Consider the following 22902-nt stretch of genomic DNA (forward strand, 5'->3'; position numbering starts at 1 on the left):
AGCCCTCCGCATCTCATTCTGCTTCATTTTACCATAAATGCGAGGGCCGCCACCCCTCGGCTCAAAGAGAAGCAGTATACTGATAAGCGAGGTGAAATGTATGAGTATTCAATCCGAGCAAGAGTTCAAGACCCTGATCACGGCGGACCAGGCCGCAGCACTGCAGGCCAAGCTGGCGTTTACCCCCGCGTTCGGCCAGGTCAACACCTACTACGACACCCCTGACTTTCGCCTGCAGCACGCCGGCCTGGGCCTGCGGATCCGCCAGTTCAACACGCGCGCTGAGGAGACCCTCAAGCTGCCAAAAGGCCCCAACCGCCTGCTGGAAGAAATGACGGACCCCTTGACCGTCAGCGAAGCCCGGCAGCTGATCCGGGCAAACAGTATCGCCACCCACGGCCAGATTCGCGACTACCTGTTGAGCCAGCAGATCGCGCCATCCGTACTGCAACAATTTGCGGCGGCGGTGACCCGCCGTCGCCTCTTGGATCAGCCCGCCGGCAAGCTGACGCTCGACGAGACCCACTACCCCAATGACACGAGCGACTGGGAACTGGAGCTGGAGTACCACGACGCCCAGGCGGCGAAGGCGTACTGGACGCAGCTGCTGGCCGAGTTTGCGATCACCGCTCAGCCGGCCACCAACAAGGTGCAACGGGCCCTCGCGAATGTGATTATTTCACAAGCTGATTAATTGTCTTTGATAAGATTTCTGGTAAGGTAAGGATAAACAACCGCCGCTTGGCCCACGCTTCGGCGTTAGCTAAACCTTAATCGCTTGCTTATCATCCCAAACTGGAGGAAACCGCCTTGTTAGAACTCTTTTTGTTCATCAATCCCATCGGCAACCGCTGCCGCGAGGCCGAACTCGCGGTCCAGCGGCTTGCCCGGGAACTGACCCAGAAAGTAAGCCTGCGCTTCGTCCCTCTGGTCAATTTTCCGGTCATCGATCAGTACATGAGAGAAGCGCACCTCGACCCCCACAACTTAGCGCTGAGAAACCAGCTGTTCAACACCGCGTATCAGGTCGCTGTCGACTTTAAGGCCGCCCAGTTTCAGGGCAACGTCAAAGCCCGCAAGCTTTTGATCAAACAGCAGGCCGCGCTGGCCACGCCGGCTGCCCCTTACGATCTGAAGCAGGCCTTTGAAGACGTCAAACAGGTGGGGTTTGACCTTGAAGCCTTCCAGGAAGACCGGGCGCGGGAGGAAATGAGCCAGTGCCTGGCCTCTGACCAAGCCATCGCCCTTGAGATGGGCATCACTGAAACGCCCGCGGTGGTCGTCTTCAACACCGCCAATCCGACCGAAGGGATCCGGTTGGGCAACGTCAAGACCTACGAGCGCTTTAAGAAAGTGGTCCAAACGGTGATCACGCAGCCCGATATCCAGCCCTCCCGGGCCCTGCTGCGGTCGCTCAACTGACCAAAGCGGTTGAATCAAGAAAGCGCGCCAAAACGCAAGCGTCCCTGCCCGACGATCCTTCGCGGAATCGCTGCGCAGAGACGCTTTTTGTCACGCGTGTTGGTGAGCCCCGCCGAGATGGTGGGCGACCACCCACTGTTACCCCCTCGGTGTAACCACTTGACCGCTTCTACCGCAGGCCGGCCTGGCCGAGTGCCTGCAGCTTCTCGTCCACGGTGCGATACCAGCGGGGCTGCCGCAGCCAGTGCCACCCTTGCGGCGTCGGCGCCAGGTACCCGCCGGCCGTCAGGAGCTGAAGCCACTGCTGGCGCACAGCGGCCTGCAGCTGGCCCGGCGCCAGCTGCGGCGCTTTCACGCTTGAATAGCTTCGCCAAAAAGCGGCCTCGGCCGCTTTTTCGATCGGTCCGCCCTGAAACTGCAGCAGCCAGGCGCTGCGGATCAGCCACTCGGCAGTGTCCAGGCCGGGCAGATGCCGGAGCTGCTGGTGCACTGCCCACGGCACCCCGCCGAGGTTAAGCCCCTGCCGGCCGGCCAGGGCCTGCAGCGAAAGCACCTTGGCATCGCGGTGGACCAGTGCCTGCTGGACCGCCTTGGCACGCGTCGTCAAGGGCTCGGCGTACGCACGCCGGGTCACCTGCGGCTGGCGACCCTGGTAGACCGTCGCCACGACGGCCGCCGCGGTCAGCTCAAGGCGGGCCAGCTGGCTGCGCGCCGGGTCGAGCTGCCAAAGGTGAAAGCCCGCCGCCTCACTCCAGCGCAGAAAGCGCGCCTGCTTGCCGCCCGGCCACGATGCGTGGTACTGCGGCCCGGCGATCCAGATCACCTCCAGGCCCAAGCTTTGATAGCCCTGCGTTCTGGCCAACAGCCGCGCGGGACTGATGCCGCTGCACTGAAATTCCAGCACACGCGACCGGCCGCCTTCTTCCCACACCACGTCCGCGCGCTGCTGGATCGCTGGGTAGTACTGTTCAAGCGTCACGGTGAAGCCCAGCGCCTCCCCGTAGTGGGCCAAGTACCACTTGCCCGCGAGGTGGGTTTCGCTTTCCGGCTCGCTGGAAGCCGCGCAGGCGTGGTCCAGGTGGGCAAAATGCGCGATCAGTTGCGGGCCGTTCTTGATCCGCAGGGGTCCCCGGCACGCCGGACAGTAAAACGCCTGGCCAGCCAGCGCCCGCGCCTGCTCGTGGCTGCGCAGCGTGACCAGCCGGCCATCAGCGGCCAAAGCAACCAGCATCGTCATCACCTCCTGAAAGAGATTACGCCGTTTACCTGCCATTTCCATGGCCTGACCCCCGCTTCAGTCTTATGCGGCACGACTAACTGCGGTACAATCGAATTAATCAGCGGATAGGGGAGATTTTGATGAAGTGGTTGGCAAAAATGATCAGCGCACTGGCCGTCATGGCCTTGATCGCCTGGGGGGTCGCCGCAGCGGTCCCTCATCAGGCCCAGGCGGCTAAGGAGTTAACGGCCAGCCGCACGCCAACGTTCTGGGTCCTCTCCGACTCACACTTCATCGCCCCCGGCCTGCACGACCAAAAGACCGCCTACAAAGAGATTCAGCTCAGCGCCGCCGGCAAGGACCTCAACTACCAGCCGGTCGCGGTGCGCGCCCTGGTGCACGAGGCCCTGACCGCCCGGCCCCGGCCAACCGCCCTGATCCTCACGGGTGACGTCACCTTGAACGGGGCCAAGGCCAGCGCCGAGAGCCTGGTCAAGCGGCTCGCGCCCTTGCAGCAGGCCGGGATCCACGTGCTTGCGATTCCCGGCAACCACGACATCTACGACGGCTGGGCCAGAAAATACCAGGGGCATGAGCAGCTGAAGGTCGCGCAGATCAGCCCCACCGACTGGCGCAATATTTTTAGCGACGGCTACCGCCATGAAACCAGCGAGGACACCGCCTCGCTCAGCTACACGGTGGCGCTCAACCGCGACTACCAGCTCATCATGCTCGACTCCAACATTTACCCGATCCAGCCCAGCAATCGTAACCCCAACACCGGTGGCGAACTTAAACCGGCCACGATGAGCTGGCTGCACGCGCAGCTGGCCGCGGCGAAAAAGGCGGGCCGCACCAGCCTCGTCTTCATGCATCACAACCTATACTCGCACAACGCGATGGTCAACCGCGGCTACGTCCTGAACAACGCCTCGGCCCTGCGCAAACTGCTGGCGCGCTACCGGGTGCCGGTCCTGTTTTCCGGCCACATTCACGCCCAGGATATCTGCAGCGGCAAGGCCGGCGCGCCGGTGGAGATCGTGAACGGCGCGTTCTCGATCTCCCCGGCCGGCTACGGCGTCGTCCGGCTCACTCCCACCTCGCTCAAGTACGATCGCAAGGGCGTCAACGTCGTCCCTGTCCTCACGGCCAAGGAGCGCCACAATCCGGACCTGCGGCACTACCAGGCCTACCTCAAGCGGCTGTTCCTGCAAAACGGGGAGGCGCTCGCACTCAATAGTCTGTACGATCACCACCTCAGCAAAAAGGCTGAAAATGCCGGCGTCGCCTTTCTTGGCGAGCTGAACTGGCGCTACTTCACCGGCCAAGATAACCTCTCTGATGCGGCCGCCGCCAAACTGCGCGCGACTAAAGGCTACCGCATCGACAACCGCATCCCCAGCATGCACCGTTACATGAACTCGATCATCCAAGATCATGACCGCGATGACCTGCACCAAGTGATCGCCACCAAGTAGCGTGGCGGTGCCACCGGGTTTCATCGCAAGCAAAAGTGCCTAGCCGCTGCAATCTAGTGCAGCAGCTAGGCACTTTTTGGTACGCCGAGGGGCGGCCGTAAAGCCGATTCTGCCGGCTGAACTGAACGGCTGGCCCACTTCATCAGGCCTGGTCGAACTGGCTATTGTAAAGCGCCGCGTACGCACCGCCGCGCTTGAGTAAGGCTTCATGCGACCCGCGCTCAACCACGCGGCCGCCATCGATGACGAGGATCTCGTCGGCGTGGCGAATCGTCGATAGCCGGTGGGCGATCACGAAGCTCGTCTTGCCCTTCATCAGCCCCACCATTGCCCGCTGGACGTCCGCCTCCGTGTTTGAGTCGATCGACGCGGTCGCCTCGTCGAGGACCAGCACCGGCGCCGCCGCAATAAACGCGCGGGCAATGCTGAGCAGCTGGCGCTGGCCCTGCGAGATATTTTGCGCGTTTTCCGCGAGTACGGTGTCGTAGCCGTCCTTCAGCTGGCGAATAAAGCCATCGGCATGGGCCTGCTTGGCGGCCAAGACCACTGCCTCATCGCTGGCGTCCGCCCGGCCAAGGCGAATGTTTTCTTTGATTGACAGCTGAAACATGAACGGCTCCTGCTGCACCACGGTGATCAGGTGCCGCAGATCGGCCCGGCGCAGGGTCGTGACATCGCGGCCGTCAAGCAGGACGTGGCCGGACTCGAGCGGATAAAGGTTCGTCAGCAGGTTCATGATCGTGGTTTTGCCCGCCCCGGTCGCCCCCACGAGCGCGATCATTTGCCCGGGCGCGGCCACGAGGCTGACGTCATGGAGAATCGGTCGGCCCGGGTCGTAAGCAAAGTCCACGTGGTCGAACTCGACGCGGCCCGTGGTCGTCGTCACGTGCTTGGCGTTCGGCAGGTCTTTTTCCGGCACCTCATCCACCACCTCGAACACCCGCTCGGCGGAGGCCAAGGACAGCTGCAAGGTATTGATCAGGTCCAGCACGTTGTTGATGGGACCGGTGAAGTTGCGCAGGTAGATCAGAAAAGTAAAAATGATCCCCACCGTGATCGTCTGGCTGCCCGAAAGGATCGAAACCGCCCCGGCGGCCGTGATGGCCAGGTAGGCCAAATTATTGGTCCCGTTGTTGACCGGGCCGATGAAGCTAGAGACGGACTGCGCGATGAACGCCGCGTGGGTGTAACGCGCGTTGGTCTCGTCAAAGGTCGCCATGGTTTCTGCCTCGTGGTCAAACAGCTGGACGACCTGCTTGCCCGACACTGATTCCTCAATCTGCGTGTTTAAGGCGCCTAGCGCTTCCTGCTGCGTGACGAACGCCTTTTGGGTCACCTTCGCCGCCGCGCGGGTAAACAGGTAGGTCAGCCCTGAGGCCGCCAGTGCAATCAGCGTGAGCAGCGGCGACAGGACCAGCATTGCCGCCCCCATGCCGATCACGGCAATGATCCCGGTGAACAGCTGAACGAAGGTCTGCATCATCGCGGTATTGATGTTGTCGACGTCGTTGGTCAGGCGCGACATAATGTCGCCATTATCATGCGTGTCAAAGTAGCGCATGGGCAGTTGTTGCAGGTTGGCAAAGATGTCACGCCGGATATCGGCGGCGGCCTGCTGCGCCACCTTGACTGTGACCGAATTTTGAAAATAGGTGAACACCGCGGCGAGCAGGTACATGCCGCCCAGCACCAGACAGATCAGCTCCAGCAAAGGGAGCTTGCTGGCCTTCAGGAACTGGTCGACCACGATGCCATTGATCCGGTTGCCGACGATGGTGGCGGCCGTCGTGAACACCGTCAGCCCGAACACGATTGCCAGCTTGCCCCGGGCGAACCCGACGTATGACAAGACCCGCCTTGCCGTTTGCGGCCAGTTGCTGAGCTGCGCCTTTTCCTGATGCAGATTGTGCCTAGGCCCCCGGTTCATGACTTGCATGACTCATTCCTCCTCCCAGCTGCGTCGCCACCAGCTGCGCGTAAAACGGTGAACTGGCCAGCAGCTGCTGATGGGTCCCTGCTGCCGAAAGCCGGCCTTCTTGCATCACAATGATCTGGTCGCAGTGCATAATGTTGGCCACCCGCTGCGAAATGATCAGCGTAGTCCGGCCGGTGCGCGCCTGAACCAGTCGGCGCTGGATGCGGGCGTTGGTGGTCTGATCGACCGCACTGGTCGCGTCGTCAAACACCAGGATGTCCGGGTCGGGCACGGCCGCCCGGGCAATGTTGAGGCGCTGGCGCTGGCCGCCTGAGAAGTTCTTGCCGGCCTGCTCGACCGGTGCGTCGTACTGCTGGGGCAGCGGCGCGATGAACTCGTCCGCATCGGCCAAGTGGGCGCCGGCGGCCAGCTCGGCATCCGTGGCCGCCGCCTTGCCAAACGTGAGGTTGTGGCGAATCGTGCCGGAAAACAGCATCGCGTCCTGCGTCGCCACCGTGACCTTGTGGTGTACTACCGCCAAGTCGAGCTGCCTGGTGTCCACCCCGCCGATCCAAATGGTGCCGCGGTAATCGTCAAAACTGCGGGTCAGCAGATTGATCAGGCTCGACTTTCCCGCGCCGGTGGTGCCAATAATGCCGAGCCACTGGCCGGCCGGAACGGTGAAGGTGATATCGTCCAGGATCGGCTTGCTTTGGTCATAGCCAAACGTGACGTGCTCGAAGGCCACACTTGACCCTGCCGGCGCCTGCCTGGCACTGCCGACCGCCACCTCGCCGACTTTTTCGGCCAGCACCGCCGAGACACGGGTCGCCGAGGTGATCGCCCGCGAAAACGCCGTAATGATGTTCACCGTCATCACCATTGCGGTAGTGATTTGGATCATGTAATTGATAAACGCAATGATCTGACCGTCCAGGATCACGCCGCGCACGTCGAGTATCCCCCCGTACCCCAACGCGATCACCACCCCGAGGTTCAGGAAGAACTGAATGACTGGCGCCAGCGGGACGGTCGCCATCGCGGCCCGCACCGAGCTGGACAGCAGGGCCGTGTTGGTCTGCGTGAACTGCGTCTGTTGGTGCTGCTCCAAGACATAAGCCTTGATCGTCCGTGCGCCCTGCAGGTTCTCGCGCATCACCCGGTTCATCGTGTCCACCTTGCTTTGCATGTCCAGATAAAGCGGGAGGCTGCGCCGCATCACGACCAGCGTATAAATAAACAGCAGCGGCAAAATGACAAAGAGAATGGGCGCCAGCCTGGGTGACACCAGCGCCGACATCACAACGCCGCCGAGCATCAGCATTGGGGCACGCACCATGCCGCGCGTCAGCATCATGACCAGGTTCTGCATCTGCGTCACGTCGTTGGTAATGCGGGTGATCAGCGTTGCTGGCGGCAGCCCGCCTGCCGCGCGCGAGTTCAGTGCGATCATGAGCATTTTGCTGCGCAGGCTCTGGCCCATGCGCAGCGAGGCGTAATTGCCCAGCACACCGGAGCCCCCGCCTGCACAGATCCCGATCAGCGCAAACATCAGCATCAACGCGGCCGTCCTCGCGACAAAACCCATGTCCCCCTTGGCCAGGCCGGAATCGACGATGTCCGCCATCAAGGTCGGCTGCTGCAAATCGCAAAAGACCTCGACCAGCATCACCAGCGGGGCGAGAAAGAACGCCAGGCGCACCTTGCCGTGCATGTTTTGCATCAGGATCTTAAACACCTTGGCCACCTCCACGCAAAAAGCGCTACGAATCAAATGTCTCCGTGAGACTCAAGATTCGCAGCGCCCTTCGCCGTGCCTTAATGAATTCAGTTTAACCCCGCCAAAGCGCCTGTCAACTATTTGGCTTCGGTCAAAAAAACCGGCCATCCGAAGATGACCGGTCCGTTATCGCCTGATGCCGCAAACAGGAGTCGAACCTGCACATGGATAACCATACAGCGACCTGAACACTGCGCGTCTGCCAATTCCGCCATTGCGGCAACAACAACAGTAATTATAGCAAGCGCCGCGCCCTTTGCCAACAAGTTTCGTCAATCAAGCCAAAAAATCCCCGCTCTTGGTGAGCGGGGACACGGCCGTGCAATTCAGAGGGGGCCAAATGGCACAGTCTAAAGCTGACCTTGCTGCTTTAATTCCTTGATGTAACGCGCCTCTTCCTCTTCGTTGCAGTAAACGAAGTGGCCAGGCTTGATCTCGACAAACTTCGGCTTGTCGGTTTCGTAATGGTGCATGCTTGGATCGTAAACGTAAGACTTGCGTGTGCGGGCGATCTGCGGATCCGGTACCGGTACCGCCGAAAGCAGCGCCTCGGTGTACGGGTGGATCGGGTTCGTGAACAGCTCCTCCGTCGGCGCCAGCTCCAAGATCCGGCCGGCGCGAATGACGGCGATGCGATCAGAGATGAACCGCACAACGGACAAGTCGTGGGCGATGAACAGGTAGGTAACCCCCTGCTCGCGCTGGAACTTTTTGAGCAGGTTCAGCACCTGCGCGCGAATGGACACATCAAGCGCGGAGATCGGCTCGTCGGCCACCACGAGGTCCGGCTGCATGATCAACGCCCGGGCGATCCCGATGCGCTGACGCTGGCCGCCAGAGAATTCGTGGGGGTAGCGGTACAACTGCTCCGGCAGCAGTCCGACTTCTTCAAGCATGGTCCGCACCTTTTGAATGCGGTCCTCTTCAGAGTCGAACAGCCCGTAGTTGTACAGCCCTTCGGAGATGATGTAGTCGACCGTGGCCCGGTCATTCAAAGAGGCCGAGGGATCCTGGAAGATCATCTGGATCTTCCGCTCGATCGTGTGCTTCTTCTTCTCGGAAATTTTGCCATTGATCTGGTCGCCTTCAAACGTGATGGTCCCGTTTGAGGTCGGATTGATCCCCAAAATTGCGCGGCCGATGGTTGTTTTGCCGGAGCCGGACTCCCCAACCAGTGAGAACGTCTCGCCTTTGAAAATGTCAAAGTTGACGTCCTGAACGGCCACAAACTTGTTCTTGCCGCTGCCAAAGGAGATTTCCAGATCCTTCAGGCTAACGATCGTTTCTTTATCATTCGCCATCTGTCTCGTCCTCCTTTGCGTCAGTGCGGGTAAGATCCAGGTTCTCCAGGTGGGACTCAGCCACGGTGGCGGCCATCCGTTCGTGCAGGTTCTGGATCAACGCCGGCTTCTCCGTCTTCGGCGCCCGCGGATCCAAGAGCCAGGTCTTAGCGTAGTGGGTATCAGAGACCTTGAAGAACGGCGGGTCAGCCTTGAAATCAACCTTCATCGCCCACGGGTCGCGCGGGGCAAAGGCGTCACCGACGATGTCCTTGTACAGGCTCGGCGGCGTGCCGGGGATCGAGTACAGCTCGCCGCCCTTTTGTGCCAGCTGCGGCAGCGAGGACAGCAGGCTCCAGGTGTACGGGTGCCGCGGATCGTAGAAGATCTCGTCGCAGGTCCCGTACTCGATGATCCGCCCGGAGTACATGACGGCAATGCGGTCGGCAATTGCGGCCACGACACCCAGGTCATGGGTAATGAAGATCGTCGTGAAGCCGTACTCGTGCTGCAGGTCCTTGATCAGGTCCAGAATCTGAGCCTGAATCGTCACGTCCAGCGCGGTGGTCGGCTCGTCGCAGATCAGGATGTCCGGGTGGCAAGCCAGGGCCACGGCGATCACGATGCGCTGACGCATCCCGCCTGAATACTCGAACGGGTACTCGTTGTAGCGGGCGGCCGCATTCGGGATCCCGGTGCGATCCATCAGCTCGATCGCGATCTTTTTTGCTTCAGCCTTGGACTTGCCCTGGTGCTTGACCACCACTTCGGCGATCTGCGAACCGATCGTCCGAATTGGGTCCAGTGACGTCATTGGGTCTTGGAAAATCGTTGCGATTTCCTTCCCGCGAATGCCTTCCCACTGCTTATCTTTAGTCAGCTTCTCCAGGTGCTTGCCTTTGTAGACGATCGTCCCGCCAGCGATCTCACCGTTTTCTTCAAGCATCCCGGTAAACGTCTTGGTCAACACCGACTTCCCAGAGCCGGATTCACCAACGATTGCCAGCACTTCACCCTCGTAAAGATTCATCGAGACGTGGTGAATGGCCTTCAGGGTCTTCCCGCGAACGTGGAAGTGAACGGAGAGATCGTCAATTTTCAGAATTGGTTCTTTTTCGTCACTCATTGTCACTCCCCCTTACATGTGTGTCCGTGGATCCGACGCATCAGCCAGCCGTTGGCCAACCAGGTACAGCGAAACCGCGATCAGCGCCAGCACGAGCACCGGCAGCCAGAACAGGTACGGATAACTCGTCATGTACGGTGAGTACTTGGAGATTAAGCGGCCCAGGGACGGCACGGTCTGGCTGAGCCCAACGCCCAGGAAGGACAGGAAGACTTCAACCGAGATGTACCCTGGCAAGGACAGTGACACCTGCGTCACGATGACCGACGTCAGGTACGGCATGATGTTGCGCAGCACCATCCGGCCCAGCCCCGTTCCCAGGGTCTTGGAGGCAATGTTGTACTCCCGGTCGCGCATAATCATAACCTGGACCCGGATGAAGTAGGCCGTGCCCAGCCATCCAGTGACGGTCATCGCGAAGATCAGGTTCCAGAACCCATTTCCCAGCGAGTAGGACATCACCATGATGATCAGCAGCTGCGGGACATTGGAGATGACGTTGTAAACTTCCAGCATGATGCGGTCAAGGCCCTTGGAGGTGCCCCAAACCGCGCCGACTGCCACCCCAATGACCGTCGTGATAAGCGTCGCGATGACGGAGATGGAAATCGAGGTTTTCGCCCCGGCCCAAACGGCGTCAAACAGCGACTGCCCGTTGTCATCGGTCCCGAACCAGTACTGGGCGTTTGGCCAGTTGTAGCGGGCCCCCAGGTCGTTGATCTTGGACACGTCACTCAGCGAGTAGCCGGAAAACGACGGCTGAATGAAGGACATCAGCAGGATTGCGACCATCAGCAGGAGCAGGAAAATGGTGGTCTTGCTGGAGAAGAACGCCCGGCCCACGGAGCCCCAGTATGAGTACTTCTCCGTGTCGAGCTTTTCGGAATCAAGCTCATCAACCGCCACCGGGGTGAAGTCGGAATCAAGGATCTCTGGTTGTGCAGTTTCTTTGTCCGCCATGATTACTCCTCCCCCTTCGATGTGTCAGACGTTGACAGCTTGATCCGCGGATCGACGATGACCATTGCGATGTCGCCCAGGAGCACGGAGAGCACGGCAATCGTCGTGAAGATGAAGACCAGCGCAATCACGACCGCATTGTTATGCGCCGCGATCGAGTCAGGCAGCATTTTCCCCATGCCAGGAGCGGCAAAGATCTCTTCAGTCATGGTCGCCCCACCAATTAAGCCGATGATGGACCCGGGAATGCCTTGAACAATTGGAATCGAGGCGTTCTTGAAGATGTGCTTGGTGTAGATCTCGTTCTCGTTAAGCCCCTTGGCCTTAGCAAACTTCACGTAGTCCGACTTCTGCTGGTCGATCATGAAGCGCCGGAACCAGATAATCAGGCCCGAAATGCCGAGCAGTCCTAAGACCACTGACGGCAGGACCCATGACTGCCAGGCCTGGGCCCCAAGGGTTGGAAACGAATCAGGCAGCCCGAAGAGCGAAGCACCGAGGTAGCGGAAGGCGTAAATGAACGCCAGACTTGGGACCGCAATCAGAACGGTGACGACAAAGGTCCCGGCGCGATCAAACCACTTGCCCTTCTTCCGGGCCATGTAAATTGCGATCGGAATCGCCAGCGCGTACGAGATAATCAGCCCAATGAACCCAGCGCGCACCGAGGTCCCAATCATCGACGGGTCGCGGTTCAGCTGTTCTGTGCTGGTGTAGTCATCCTTGTACTGCTCGTAGTCCATCTCGTTGCGGTGCTTGCGCGGCTGGTAAGCGCGCGTGTACACATCGTCCGAGGTGATCAGCTTGCGTCCGTTCGGGAACGTCTTGGTGACGCTGTCGGCTGGGCCTTGCGTGCCGCCGATCACTTCGGTGACAGGCTCACCCGCGTAAGACGGGTAGGACGTGCCTAGATCAAACTTCAGGAAATTCTCGTGGATATAAGGGAACTTGGAATTGAAGTACAGCTGGTAGCGGTACTTGGTCCCCGATCCAACAACGGCCCAGCCGACCAGCGGATCGTTTTGGATCTTTAGGTAACGCGGCATGTTGGGATTGTCCTTGTCGTGGATCGTCCACGGGGTATCGATCTTGATCATGTTGCCGTAGAAGCGGGACAACCGCTCCCAGATCGGTAAGTCGCGCGTTGCGTAGTAAGCCTTGCTGACCGTAAAGCGGTGCAAGGTGTAATTATTAGCCTTCGCCCATTTCGTGAGCGCGGCCTTGTTAGAGGCGGTATGGGCAGCCGTGACTGCGGTCTTCGGGTCGTCTTTGGCGACGCGGGCCAGCAGGTCCTTGGTGTCCAGGTAATCGAGGTAGTTCATTTTCTCAAACGCGTTGTTCTTGTAGTCGGTCAGTGAGTCGGGCTTGGACGCGAGTTTGCTGATCATATTATCATCCTTGAACACATCCCGTCGTGGAATCAGGGTGTAGATCAGGATGAAAGTCAGGGTCGTGACCAGAAAGATGCTCAGGATCGACCGAAGTACGCGAAAGAACAGGTACTTCTTCATGTGTGGTTCCCCCTCTGTCAATATTCAGGAAAAAGGGCTAGTCACAATTAAGTGTGCTAGCCCTTTCACACGCCTAAGTTCAAAGAGCTTGTAAGGTCAGCTCAACGCTTAGATTACTTATCTTCTTCCTTAACAATCTCAGCCTTCTTGGCGTTGTAAGCCTTCTTCGCCTTGTTGTACTGAGCTGTTGTGACCGGCTTCGACTGGATCTTCATGCCGTCAAAGCGTGGTGAAGCGGCACCAGTCCAGGAACGTTTGCCAGTGTAAGGAACAACTTTCGTTACAGAAGGAGTGCCGCCCAGAGAATTGATTGGAATCTGAATGCCGATGCTCAGCAGGTAAGCTTCCGCCTTAGCAAAGGCCTTGTAGCGAGCGTTGGTGTCCGTCGTGATGGCTTCCGCCTGATCGACCAGCTTCTCGTACTTGTCAAGCCCAACCGTCTTAGCGATGTTGGCGTAATCAGCCTTTTGCGCGTTAGACGTTGCAGCGGCCGGTGCGACCATCCCGATGGTCTGCAGCAGCGCACCACTGGATGGCTTGTAAACATCGAGGTAGGTGGAAGGATCCTGGTAGTCAGGGCTCCAGCCGGATGCATTACTGATATCAAAGTCAGCTTGCGCACCAGTAGCAGCCTGGTAGGTCCCGGCAAGGTACTTGTCTTCAGCAGCCTGAACCAGGTCGATTTCTACGTTGCTCTTGCCCAGAGTGGATTCAACAGAGTTCTTGAAGGACTTGGACTGGTTCAAGTTCAAAGCAGCCTTCTGGTCCTGCGGCAGATCAAGCTTGATTGGGAAGGAAACACCCTGCGCCTGAAGGGCCTTCTTAGCCTTGGCGAATTCCTTCTTCGCCATGGTTGGGTTGTACGTCCCATCCTGCGCATTGGCCAAGTTGACGTCCTTGTATTCGGAACCCAATGCGTGCAGGTCATCCTGCGTGAAGGTCCCGATTTCCTTGCCGTCAGCCTGAACAAATTCTGGTGGGGTGAAGGAGTTGCGCAGCGACTTGGTTGCGCCGGCTTCACCAGTGGCCTGAGCATTGTACTTGGTCTTGTTGAACGCGAACTGGATTGCCAGACGGAAGTCCTTGTTCAAGACGGCCTTCCGGGTGTCTTGCTTCTGCTTGTCCGTCTTCTTGTCAGTCATGTTGTATGACTTACGGTTCAAGTTAAAGGTCATGTTGTAAGTCGAAGCATCCTGATCGCTCCAGATGATGTTGTTCTTCGACTTCTTCAAAACGTCCTTGTAACCTGGCAGGTTCGGGTAGACCCGGGCAGCGGTGAAGTCGCCCTTGTCGAAGGACTTGTACAGCGAATCTGGGTTCGACCCGTCGTTGTAAGTTTCCTTAACGTCGGTGACGTGAACGTTCTTCTTGTTCCAGTACTTCGGGTTAGCCGTGTACTCGATGACAGACTTGGAAGTGAAGTTCTTCAGCAAGTATGGGCCGGTGTAGAGAATCCCGTTGGCCTTTGGCTGGCCAAAGTTCTTCCCTTTTTCAGCCAAGAACTTAGCGTTAACTGGTTCCAAGATCCCGTACTGCAGCTTGGAGTTCCAGAATGGCTCCGCCTGGTTCAAGGTGTACTGAATCTTGTTGCTGCCAACTGCCTTGATGCCGACCTTGCTGAAGTCCTTGATCTTACCGTTGACGTAATCGTTCAAGCCCACGATGGAGTCCTGAACAATGTACAAGGTTTCAGACTTAGCCGCCACCGCGTGCTTCATCGCGGTGATGAAGTCCTGCGGCTTAACGCTAGCATACGTGTTGCCTTCGCTGTCGACCCACTTCAGGCCCTTACGCAGGGTGTAGGTGTAGGTTTTGCCATCGTTGGTCACCTTGTAGGACTTCGCCAAGCCCGGAACGATTTGTCCGTACTTGTTGGTGCCCATCAAAGGCTCTTCAAAGTTGGCCAAGTGATCGCTGTTCGTTGCCCGGCCAGATACCGTATAGTCAAAGTTGTCTGGGTCCGTCGCGTACACATAACTATAAGTGCTGTTTGCGGAGCTGCTACCGCTGTTTGACTTATTGCCGCAAGCTGCGAGCAATGCGGTCAAGGTCAGGGCAACAACCACCGCGCCTCGTTTCTTATTCATCTTCATACACATAAGCCTCCAACCTATGAGATAGTTCCCAATTCCGCCTCTAACGTTCTTGAGAATATCTAAGATTATAAATTGATTAGAGGGGGGTGTCAAGCATGTGTGGCGATTTTTCGCGAACAAATGCGAATTTTCCTTGAACAATTATAGAACGGGCCAGCGCTGGCGGCTTCCGGGCCCGGGTATTCAATCAACGATGGGCGGCCAGTCACGCTTTTACCGGGTTCGTGCGGATTCCCCGTTTCACAGGCTTTGGCCAACTATTAAAGGATTCTAAGCGCCCGCCTCGGGTTCTTAGAAATTGGCCACTTGGTCAACTATTTTTTGGGGACGTTCCTCATTGAAGCCGCTGCCACCGGCTTTTGGTGGCACCGTCGAAAGATGTGGCGTTCAGCCAATGATGGTCACTGTTCAAGATCAGGCGCAAGCTTCGCAACGCGGAAGCAGACAGCTAAGTATGCCAACTCTGCACACCTTTCTTAATCGGGCGCCGGCTTGGCATCGCGGAAGTGATTAGCTACGGCCGCGGCTTCACCTGCTGCGCAGGCAAAGCCGCAACCTAGGCTAATCATTCCGCTAAAACCGCCAAGCCTTTGCACCATACTTAATCGGGCGCCGGCTTGGCATCGCCCGAGCATCCAGCTACGCTCCCACCCTCGTCGGCAAAATACGCCGACAAGGGTGAGAGCTAGGCTAGCTGTCGGGCTAAAGGCGCCAAGCCTTTGCACCATACTTAATCAGGCGCCGGCTTGGCATCGCCCGAGCATCCAGCTACGCTCCCACCCTCGTCGGCAAAATACGCCGACAAGGGTGAGAGCTAGGCTAGCTGTCGGGCTAAAGGCGCCAAGCCTCTGCACCATACTTAATCGGGCGCCGAGGTCGCAACGGGGGAGCATCCAGCTACGGCCAAGGCCTCGCCAGCAAAGAACGCTGGCAATGCCTTGGCCTATGCTTAGCCTGTAGCCATTTATGGCGTACAGGCTGACATGCGGAGCGGCTGACTGTCCCCCTAAGGGCGCGACCTCTCTGCACCTACAAAAAACGCCGACCATCCTTCGATGATCAGCGTGGTTGAAGCCTGATGCCGCAAACAGGAGTCGAACCTGCACATGGATAACCATACAGCGACCTGAACACTGCGCGTCTGCCAATTCCGCCATTGCGGCAACAACAGATATTAGTATATCAACCTGAAGCGCGCTTGCCAAGCCTTTTTGAAAAAAAGGCCCGCTTTCCTGCGGTATAATGCAGAGGAGGTGAGAAATGTGAAGGATATTCCAGCATCGTGGATCAACGACGTGGTCACGCCGCGCCCTGCAGACAGTTACAAGGGAACATTCGGCCGGGTCCTCGTGATCGGGGGCAATGCCCAGTTCGGCGGGGCCGCGATCATGGCCGCCAGCGGTGCGGTGTACGCTGGGGCCGGCCTCGTCAGTGTGGCCACCGCCGCCGTTAACCGCACCGCCTTGCACGCCCGCCTGCCCGAAGCCATGATCATTCCTGATGACGACCCCCAGCTGCTGGCGCTGATCCCCACCGTCGACGTTGTGGCGATCGGGCCGGGGCTGGGCACCGACGAGCGCGCGGCGCGGCTGCTGACGCAGACGCTGGCCGCAGTCGCGCCACAGCAGTGCCTGATCATCGACGGCTCGGCCATCACGCTGATCGCCCAAAAGCACCTGGCAGTTGCCCATGCGCGAACGCTCTGGACCCCGCACCAAATGGAGTGGCAGCGCCTGGCCGGCATCCCCATCAGCCAGCAAACACCGCAGACGAATCAAGCCGCCGCGGCTAACCTCCCCGGCACGGTGATCGTGAAGTCTCACCGAACGCAGCTCTTCACCCCCACTGGCAGCTACCGCAACCCGCTGGGAACCCCTGCCATGGCCACTGGCGGCATGGGCGACACCCTCGTCGGGATCCTGGCCGGCTTTGTTGCCCAGTTCGGTCTTAACGACAAGACCGTTTGTGCCGCCGTCTACGCGCACAGCGCGGTGGCTGAGGAAGTGGCCAAGCGCAACTACGTGGTCCTTCCGTCAATGCTGATCCAGGCCCTTCCGGCTTACATGCACCAGGTTGCGGAAGCCTGAGTGAAAAATAGCAGCTGACCAGCCGGTATTTTCGGCTGATCAGCTGCTATTCATTTACTGATGCGCTCCTCGTTCACCGCTGCCAAACTGGCAAGCTCTGCGGCGGTTAGCGGCCGGTACGTCCCCTCGGCAAGATCCGGCGGCAGCTGCAGCGGCCCCATCGCGATGCGCCCCAGCGCCGTCACGGAATTGCCCACCGCTTTCAGCATCCGCTTGACCTGGTGAAACTTCCCTTCGTGGATCGTCAACTCGATTTCGCACCCGGCCGTATCTGGGCGCACCTTCACCGCAGCCGGCGCGCTGACAAATTCCTGGAACGCGATCCCCGCCTCCAGCTGCGCCTGCATGGTCGCAGTCAGCGGCGAGGCAAGCGTCACCAGATATGTCTTGGGCACATGCCGCTTGGGGGCCAGCAGGGCGTGGCCCAGCGCCCCGTCGTTAGTCAAAAGCAGCAGGCCGGTGGTGTCTTTGTCCAGCCGGCCCACCGGATAGAGCCCCGGACGCAGGTCTGCTGGCGCCACCAGATCCAAGACCGTGCGGGCCTTGGCATCACTGGTGGCCGTCACCACCCCGTGGGGCTTGTTCATTAGGTAATACACCTGCAGGTCGCGGCCCACGGGCATTCCGTCAACGGCCACCAGCGCGCCCAGGGGGACCGCCGCGCTGCCGTCGCGCTCTTTTTTTCCATCCACGGTGACGCGGTTGGCCTTGATCAGCTGCTTGACCTCACGGCGCGTGCCGTACTGTAAATTCGCTAAGTAACGATCCAGTCTCATGTTCACCTCATGTGCAGCCTTGTGCGCAGGCGCCCGATGCGAGCACCCAGCACCATGTCGGCCAATCGCGTCTTCAGCAGGGCGTACCCGTAAATCAAGACCCCCACCGGCACCGCGATCAGCAAGGCGACAACTGCCCCCAGTGCTCGCTCTGGCGAGACGACCAGGCCCACAAGCCACACCGTCAACCGCACGAAGACGGCCATTAGCGCCGCAAAGGCCGTGATGCCAAGCAGGCGGTGCGCCGTCTGCCGCAGTCGCAGCGGGTAGCGCCGATGCAAGGCGCGAATCATCAACGCACTAGACACCAGCATGCCGGCCATCGTGGCCACCAGTGGCCCCCAGACGTGGAAGAAGTAGATCAGCGGCCACTGCAACACGATTTTCACCAGCATGCCGACCAGCATATCGTAGATCGCGAGTCGGTTGTGGAACAGCCCCTGCAGTGCTGCGGCCAGCACGGTGAACAGCCCCATGGCCACCGCCACGAACGCAGACAGGACCAGTAGCCGGATCCCCAGGCGGTCATATGAATAGAAGACCACGTAAAGAGGCTCTGCCACGGCAGCCATCCCCAAGGCGCAAGGCACCATCACAATAAAGAAGAGTTGGAGCAGGTTCGTGACCTGCTCGCCGATCTCCCGCACGTTGCCGCGCGTTTTGGCCCCAGAAAGCAGCGGGAGCACCGTTGAGGACATCGCCACCGCCAGGCTGATCACGATCATGATCAGCTTATTGGCATTACCCGCAAACAGGGTGAACAGGCTGTTCAAGACGGTCGTTGAGGCCCGCCAGTGGCTGGCCATCATCGGGTTGAAGGTGTACTGGTCAAAGAGGTAATAAAGGTTGATCCCGGAGCCGATGATGATGAACGGCACCGCCTGCTCGATGATTTCGCGCAGGATGTGGCGCGTCGAGATTTTCACTGCGTTGGTCGAACCGGCCACCAGCGCGCGGTACTTGTCGCGGCGGGCGGCGAGCACCATGACCAGCAGCAGAAGGCCAAAAATCGCCCCGATAAACGCCGCAAACGTCGACTGCGATGCCGCATCCACGTAGTTGCGGCTGCCGAGGACCATGATGGCATAAGTCATCCCCAGCATGTAAATGACGCGGGCAATCTGCTCGATCAGCTGCGACAGCGCGGAAGGGGCCATGTCGTTGTAGCCTTGGAAGAAGCCACGCATGATACTCATCACCGGAATGATCAGCAGCGGCCAGGCCAGCGAGCGGTACACCTGCGTCAGCGCCTGATCATTCAGGGCGAGCCACGGGGCGAGGACCCACATCAGCGCAAACGACAGCAGCCCCATGATGCCCATCAAAATGGTGCCCTGTTTGAAGAGCCGAATTCCGGTTTGGTACTCGTTCATCGCGTTGTAGTGGGCGACCTGCTTGGAGATCGCGCCCGGCACCCCCGCGGTGGCGATGGTCAGAAAGATGCTGTAGATGTTGTAACCCTTGGTGAAAAGGTTGTTGGCCGCCAAAAAGGCCGCACCCAGCCAGATGCGCCACGGAATAATGTAAATTGCCCCAAGGACCCGAGACAGGATGCTCCCGGCCGTCATCCACGCCGACCCGCGAAGCATTTGCTCACGCGCGGTCGGTGTCTTGGCCTGCGGATTTTTTGCCATACCGTTACCCCAAATTTCTCACGATTTATCATACCGGTGCTGATCACAGATTAAAGTCTATTCTAAGGGAAGCGCGAGGCCCTTTCAATCTTCACTAAGAGTCGTTAGTAATCCGTAAGCTTTCCCGATTCAAAAAGCTCGACCACTAGGGCCGAGCCAAAGCACTTATTTCACCACAATATTAACGATCTTGTTTGGCACCACAATCTGCTTAACGATCTGCTTACCCTCAGTGAATTTCTGGACGTTCGGGATCGTCATGGCGTCGGCAATGGCCTGCGCCTGCGCGACGTCCACGTCTTCCATGACGTGGCCGCGCAGCTTGCCGTTGACCTGGACCATCAGCTGGACCTGCTTGGCCACCAGCTTCGACGCGTCGTAAGTCGGCCACGGCGCATACGTCAGGCTGTGCGCGTTGCCGAGCTTTTGCCAGATCTCCTCCATCAGGTGCGGCGCGATCGGCGCCAGCAGTTTGACGAAGCCCTCCACGTAGGCGAACGGCAGGTCATCGACCTTCCGGGCCTCGTTGATGAACACCATCATCTGGGAAATGGCGGTGTTGAAGTGCAGCGCATCGTAGTCTTCGGTGACCTTCTTGACAGTTTCGTTGTAGACCTTGTCGAGCTTACCGTCATTGATGGTCGTGATGTGATCACGCATCTTTCCGTTGTCGTCGATGAACGTGGTGTAAACGCGGTCCAGGAACTTGCGCGCACCCGCGAGCCCGGTCGTGCTCCAGGCAATGCCGGCATCCAGCGGACCCATGAACATTTCGTACAAGCGCAGCGTATCCGCCCCGTACTCCTCGACCACGTCGTCAGGGTTGACTACGTTGCCCTTGGATTTGCTCATCTTCTCGTGGTTGTCGCCCAGGATCATGCCCTGGTTGAACAGCCGCTGGAACGGTTCCTTGTTCGGCACCGCACCGATGTCGTACAAGAACAGGTTCCAGAACCGGGCGTACAGCAGGTGCAGCACCGCATGCTCAGCCCCGCCAATGTACAAGTCGACGGGCATCCAGTCCTTCAGCTTGTCAAAGTCGGCCAAGGCTTCCTTGTTGTGCGGATCCACGAAGCGCAGGTAGTACCAAGAAGACCCCGCCCACTGCGGCATGGTGTTGGTTTCACGGCGCCCCTTGCGCCCGTTTTGATCAACCACATTCACCCAATCGTCTAGGTTTGCCAGCGGGGATTCACCGGTGCCGCTCGGCTTGATGTCCGCCTCTTCGGGCAGCACCAGCGGCAGCTCGTCTTCCGGCACCAGCGTGGTTTCGCCGTCTTCCCAGTGAATGACCGGGATCGGCTCGCCCCAGTAGCGCTGCCGGGAGAAGACCCAGTCGCGCAGCTTGTAGTTGACCTTCTTGTCACCGATCTTCTTGTCTTCCAGCCACTGGATCATGGTATCAATGGCGTCCTGCTTATTTTTCCCGTCCAAGAAGCCGGAATTAATGTGGACCCCGTCGCCCGTGTAGGCCGCGTCGGCGACGTTGCCGCCTTCGATCACGGCGCGGATCGGCAGGTTGAACTGCTTGGCAAAAGCGTAGTCACGCTCGTCGTGGGCCGGCACCGCCATGATGGCACCGGTCCCGTAAGTCGCCAGCACGTAATCCGAGATCCAGATCGGCAGCTTCTCGCCGTTGACCGGGTTGGTGGCGTAAGCGCCGGTCCACACTCCGGTCTTATCCTTGTTCAGATCGGTGCGTTCCAAGTCGGACTTGTGCTCGATGGCCGCCTTGTAGGCTGCCACTGCCGCCTGCTGGGCCGGCGTGGTGATCGCATCGACCAGCTCGTGCTCTGGGGCCATGACCACGTAAGTCGCCCCAAACAGCGTGTCTGGGCGGGTGGTGAAGACGTCAAACGTCTGATCGCTGCCGGCGACATCAAAGGTGATCTGCGCCCCGACCGAGCGGCCGATCCAGTTGCGCTGCATCTGCTTGATGTTCTCCGGCCAGTCCAGATCATCAAGGTCTGCCAGCAGCTTGTCGGCGTATGCGGTGATTTTCAGCATCCACTGACGCATCGGCTTGCGGATGACGGGGAAGCCCCCGCGTTCGGTCTTGCCGTCGATCACTTCTTCGTTGGCAACGACCGTCCCCAAATCTGGGCTCCAGTTGACCGGCACTTCCGCCTCGTAGGCGAGGCCGTGCTTGTAGAGCTGCTCGAAGATCCACTGCGTCCACTTGTAGTAGTTGGGATCGGTGGTGGCAATTTCGCGGTTCCAGTCGTAGGAGAACCCAAGGCTGTTGATCTGGCGCTTAAAGGTCTCGATGTTCTTGTGGGTGAAACCTTTCGGATTGTGGCCCGTGTTCAGCGCGTACTGCTCGGCAGGCAAGCCGAACGCATCCCAGCCCATCGGGTGCAAGACGTTGTAGCCCTGCGCCCGCTTCATCCGCGCGATGATGTCCGTTGCGGTGTAGCCCTCCGGGTGGCCGACGTGCAGGCCCTGGCCGGACGGGTACGGAAACATGTCAAGCGCGTAGTAATTCTTCTTGTTCGGATCCGTTGTGGTGTTGAACTCGTTGTGCTCAGCCCAATGCTTTTGCCACTTTTTCTCGATCGCCTTGTGATCGTACATGCGTATTGCCTCCTTGAATTGATCGAACGCGCGGGGAAAAACGCCAAAAGCCGCCCCAACATTGTTAGGACGGCTTTTGCCGCGGTACCACCTAAGTTCTGCCCCAGAGCAGCCCTCGAAGCTTGATAACGGCCAGCGCCGGCGTGCGTTGCTCGGGTCAGTTCGGTGAGTCCTCACGCAGGCTTGCAGCAGCCGCCTGCTTTCTGAAGTGAGAAGGAGCGCCTACTCGTCCCAGCACGTTCGATGTTGCGTCAATCATAGCAAAATCCCCGGGCCGAAACAAGCGGCCGCCGCGAAGTGTGCTAAAATTTCTCTTATGAAAAAACGTCCTGTTTACCCATTAGTCATCGCCGCCATCAGTTTGGCCATTTTCATCCCCCTGCTCATCGGCGTGGTGAGCGGCGCCGCCTCGATCCGCCAGCTGGACACGCTGGTGATCGGCGCAGTCACCGCGGCACGGCCCGCCTGGCTCAGTGTCATCATGATCGTGATCACGAACCTTGGCGATCCGCCGGTGGTGTTTGCCGTCGGCGTGCTCCTGACCGCCGTACTGTTTTACTACCGCCGGCGGCGCTACGCCTGGTTTGCGTTCGCGGCGGTCTGCCTGATGAGCCTGGCTAACCACGTCATCAAGGGCTGGGTGCGCCGGCCGCGGCCCTTCATTCAGGATCCGCAGATCACGCCGCTGACCCCGGCCGGCGGGTGGAGTTTCCCTTCCGGTCACGCCAGCGGGTCAATGCTGCTGTACGGCACCGTGATCCTAATTGTCCTCACGCTGGTCACCCGGCCGCGGGCCCGGCACCTGCTGGTCGGCCTGTCAGGGGCGCTGGTTGGGCTCATTGGCCTGTCGCGGATCTACGTTCAAGTTCACTTTCCCACCGACGTGCTGGCCGGCTGGAGTTCGGCACTGGCCGGGTTGATGCTGCTGTGGTGGCTGATGTACCCGTGGCTGACCGCCGTTGGCCCGACCGGCTGGGCCGGCCAGCGGCGCACGCGCCAGTAAGCCCCGTCATTGTAATAAAAAAAAGCGATCGCAGCGCCCTC

Annotated in this window: 16 protein-coding genes and 2 tRNA genes; 5 read left to right on the forward strand and 13 right to left on the reverse strand. The window is 59.4% G+C overall.

The genetic code is table 11. From position 1 onward, the window contains the following. Positions 1-100 precede the first annotated feature (100 nt). Positions 101-694, forward strand: a complete 594-nt coding sequence (locus EKM85_RS03220) for a CYTH domain-containing protein (protein WP_125584832.1) — start codon at positions 101-103, stop codon at positions 692-694. 116 nt (positions 695-810) lie between these two features. After that, positions 811-1422 carry a DsbA family protein gene (locus EKM85_RS03225; protein ID WP_164510641.1) on the forward strand — a complete coding sequence of 204 codons (612 nt, stop codon included), beginning with the start codon at positions 811-813 and terminating at the stop codon, positions 1420-1422. A 169-nt stretch (positions 1423-1591) separates the two neighbouring features. On the opposite strand, the gene EKM85_RS03230 is transcribed toward EKM85_RS03225, so the two are convergent. Further along, a complete protein-coding gene (locus EKM85_RS03230; RefSeq protein ID WP_125584834.1) occupies positions 1592-2701 on the reverse strand; it encodes a competence protein CoiA in 1110 nt (369 codons plus the stop codon). A gap of 80 nt (positions 2702-2781) precedes the next feature. Here EKM85_RS03230 and EKM85_RS03235 point away from each other — a divergent pair, with 80 nt between their 5' ends. Continuing rightward, a complete protein-coding gene (locus tag EKM85_RS03235; RefSeq protein WP_125584835.1) occupies positions 2782-4119 on the forward strand; it encodes a metallophosphoesterase in 1338 nt (445 codons plus the stop codon). Between the two features lie 142 nt (positions 4120-4261). Here EKM85_RS03235 and EKM85_RS03240 read toward each other — a convergent pair whose 3' ends face one another. The 9 genes from EKM85_RS03240 to EKM85_RS03280 form a co-directional block, all read right to left on the reverse strand. Further along, positions 4262-6055 (reverse strand): ABC transporter ATP-binding protein, encoded by a 1794-nt coding sequence (locus tag EKM85_RS03240; protein ID WP_125584836.1) that lies wholly within the window; start codon positions 6053-6055, stop codon positions 4262-4264. Next, on the reverse strand, positions 6030-7772 hold the full coding sequence (locus EKM85_RS03245) for an ABC transporter ATP-binding protein (protein WP_125584837.1): 1743 nt from the start codon (positions 7770-7772) through the stop codon (positions 6030-6032). Before EKM85_RS03245 ends, EKM85_RS03240 begins: the two co-directional genes overlap by 26 nt. 179 nt (positions 7773-7951) lie before the next feature. Further along, positions 7952-8035 (reverse strand) — tRNA-Leu (locus tag EKM85_RS03250). A 129-nt stretch (positions 8036-8164) separates the two neighbouring features. Continuing rightward, positions 8165-9115 carry an ATP-binding cassette domain-containing protein gene (locus EKM85_RS03255; RefSeq protein ID WP_125584838.1) on the reverse strand — a complete coding sequence of 317 codons (951 nt, stop codon included), beginning with the start codon at positions 9113-9115 and terminating at the stop codon, positions 8165-8167. Beyond that, positions 9105-10220: an ABC transporter ATP-binding protein gene (locus EKM85_RS03260; protein WP_125584839.1), complete on the reverse strand. Its 1116-nt coding sequence runs from the start codon at positions 10218-10220 to the stop codon at positions 9105-9107. The genes EKM85_RS03255 and EKM85_RS03260 overlap by 11 nt, the downstream gene beginning before the upstream one ends. A 12-nt stretch (positions 10221-10232) precedes the next feature. Further along, positions 10233-11180 (reverse strand): oligopeptide ABC transporter permease OppC, encoded by a 948-nt coding sequence (oppC, locus tag EKM85_RS03265; protein ID WP_125584840.1) that lies wholly within the window; start codon positions 11178-11180, stop codon positions 10233-10235. Positions 11181-11182: 2 nt separating this feature from the next. Further along, positions 11183-12691 (reverse strand): ABC transporter permease, encoded by a 1509-nt coding sequence (locus EKM85_RS03270; RefSeq protein WP_125584841.1) that lies wholly within the window; start codon positions 12689-12691, stop codon positions 11183-11185. A 113-nt stretch (positions 12692-12804) separates the two neighbouring features. After that, the gene (locus EKM85_RS03275; protein ID WP_125584842.1) at positions 12805-14784 is read right to left on the reverse strand and encodes an ABC transporter substrate-binding protein; all 1980 of its coding nucleotides are present in this window, start codon (positions 14782-14784) and stop codon (positions 12805-12807) included. Positions 14785-15866: 1082 nt separating this feature from the next. Continuing rightward, positions 15867-15950: transfer RNA gene (locus EKM85_RS03280), tRNA-Leu, on the reverse strand. A 99-nt stretch (positions 15951-16049) separates the two neighbouring features. On the opposite strand from EKM85_RS03280, the gene EKM85_RS03285 reads away from it, so the two are divergent. After that, entirely contained in the window at positions 16050-16874 is an 825-nt protein-coding gene (locus EKM85_RS03285; RefSeq protein ID WP_125584843.1) for an NAD(P)H-hydrate dehydratase, read from the forward strand. Between the two features lie 50 nt (positions 16875-16924). Here the strand turns inward: EKM85_RS03285 and EKM85_RS03290 are convergent, their stop codons facing one another. From EKM85_RS03290 to leuS, 3 genes are all read right to left on the reverse strand, one after another. Further along, positions 16925-17650, reverse strand: a complete 726-nt coding sequence (locus EKM85_RS03290; RefSeq protein ID WP_125584844.1) for a pseudouridine synthase — start codon at positions 17648-17650, stop codon at positions 16925-16927. A 2-nt stretch (positions 17651-17652) separates the two neighbouring features. Further along, entirely contained in the window at positions 17653-19284 is a 1632-nt protein-coding gene (locus EKM85_RS03295) for a putative polysaccharide biosynthesis protein (protein ID WP_125584845.1), read from the reverse strand. Positions 19285-19449: 165 nt separating this feature from the next. After that, positions 19450-21858, reverse strand: a complete 2409-nt coding sequence (gene leuS, locus EKM85_RS03300) for a leucine--tRNA ligase (RefSeq protein WP_125584846.1) — start codon at positions 21856-21858, stop codon at positions 19450-19452. A 316-nt stretch (positions 21859-22174) separates the two neighbouring features. On the opposite strand from leuS, the gene EKM85_RS03305 reads away from it, so the two are divergent. Then, entirely contained in the window at positions 22175-22861 is a 687-nt protein-coding gene (locus tag EKM85_RS03305) for a phosphatase PAP2 family protein (protein ID WP_125584847.1), read from the forward strand. Positions 22862-22902: the final 41 nt, after the last annotated feature.

Origin of the sequence: Lacticaseibacillus jixianensis (genome assembly GCF_003946485.1) — a bacterium.
Classification (GTDB): domain Bacteria; phylum Bacillota; class Bacilli; order Lactobacillales; family Lactobacillaceae; genus Lacticaseibacillus; species Lacticaseibacillus jixianensis.

Coding starts and splice junctions, on each gene's coding strand:
- EKM85_RS03275 (WP_125584842.1), bottom strand. CDS start 14,784: ATGAAGATGAATAAGAAACGAGGCGCGGTGGTTGTTGCCCTGACCTTG.
- EKM85_RS03305 (WP_125584847.1), top strand. CDS start 22,175: ATGAAAAAACGTCCTGTTTACCCATTAGTCATCGCCGCCATCAGTTTG.
- EKM85_RS03255 (WP_125584838.1), bottom strand. CDS start 9,115: ATGGCGAATGATAAAGAAACGATCGTTAGCCTGAAGGATCTGGAAATC.
- EKM85_RS03260 (WP_125584839.1), bottom strand. CDS start 10,220: ATGAGTGACGAAAAAGAACCAATTCTGAAAATTGACGATCTCTCCGTT.
- EKM85_RS03220 (WP_125584832.1), top strand. CDS start 101: ATGAGTATTCAATCCGAGCAAGAGTTCAAGACCCTGATCACGGCGGAC.
- EKM85_RS03230 (WP_125584834.1), bottom strand. CDS start 2,701: ATGGAAATGGCAGGTAAACGGCGTAATCTCTTTCAGGAGGTGATGACG.
- EKM85_RS03290 (WP_125584844.1), bottom strand. CDS start 17,650: ATGAGACTGGATCGTTACTTAGCGAATTTACAGTACGGCACGCGCCGT.
- EKM85_RS03240 (WP_125584836.1), bottom strand. CDS start 6,055: ATGCAAGTCATGAACCGGGGGCCTAGGCACAATCTGCATCAGGAAAAG.
- leuS (WP_125584846.1), bottom strand. CDS start 21,858: ATGTACGATCACAAGGCGATCGAGAAAAAGTGGCAAAAGCATTGGGCT.
- EKM85_RS03270 (WP_125584841.1), bottom strand. CDS start 12,691: ATGAAGAAGTACCTGTTCTTTCGCGTACTTCGGTCGATCCTGAGCATC.
- oppC (WP_125584840.1), bottom strand. CDS start 11,180: ATGGCGGACAAAGAAACTGCACAACCAGAGATCCTTGATTCCGACTTC.
- EKM85_RS03295 (WP_125584845.1), bottom strand. CDS start 19,284: ATGGCAAAAAATCCGCAGGCCAAGACACCGACCGCGCGTGAGCAAATG.
- EKM85_RS03235 (WP_125584835.1), top strand. CDS start 2,782: ATGAAGTGGTTGGCAAAAATGATCAGCGCACTGGCCGTCATGGCCTTG.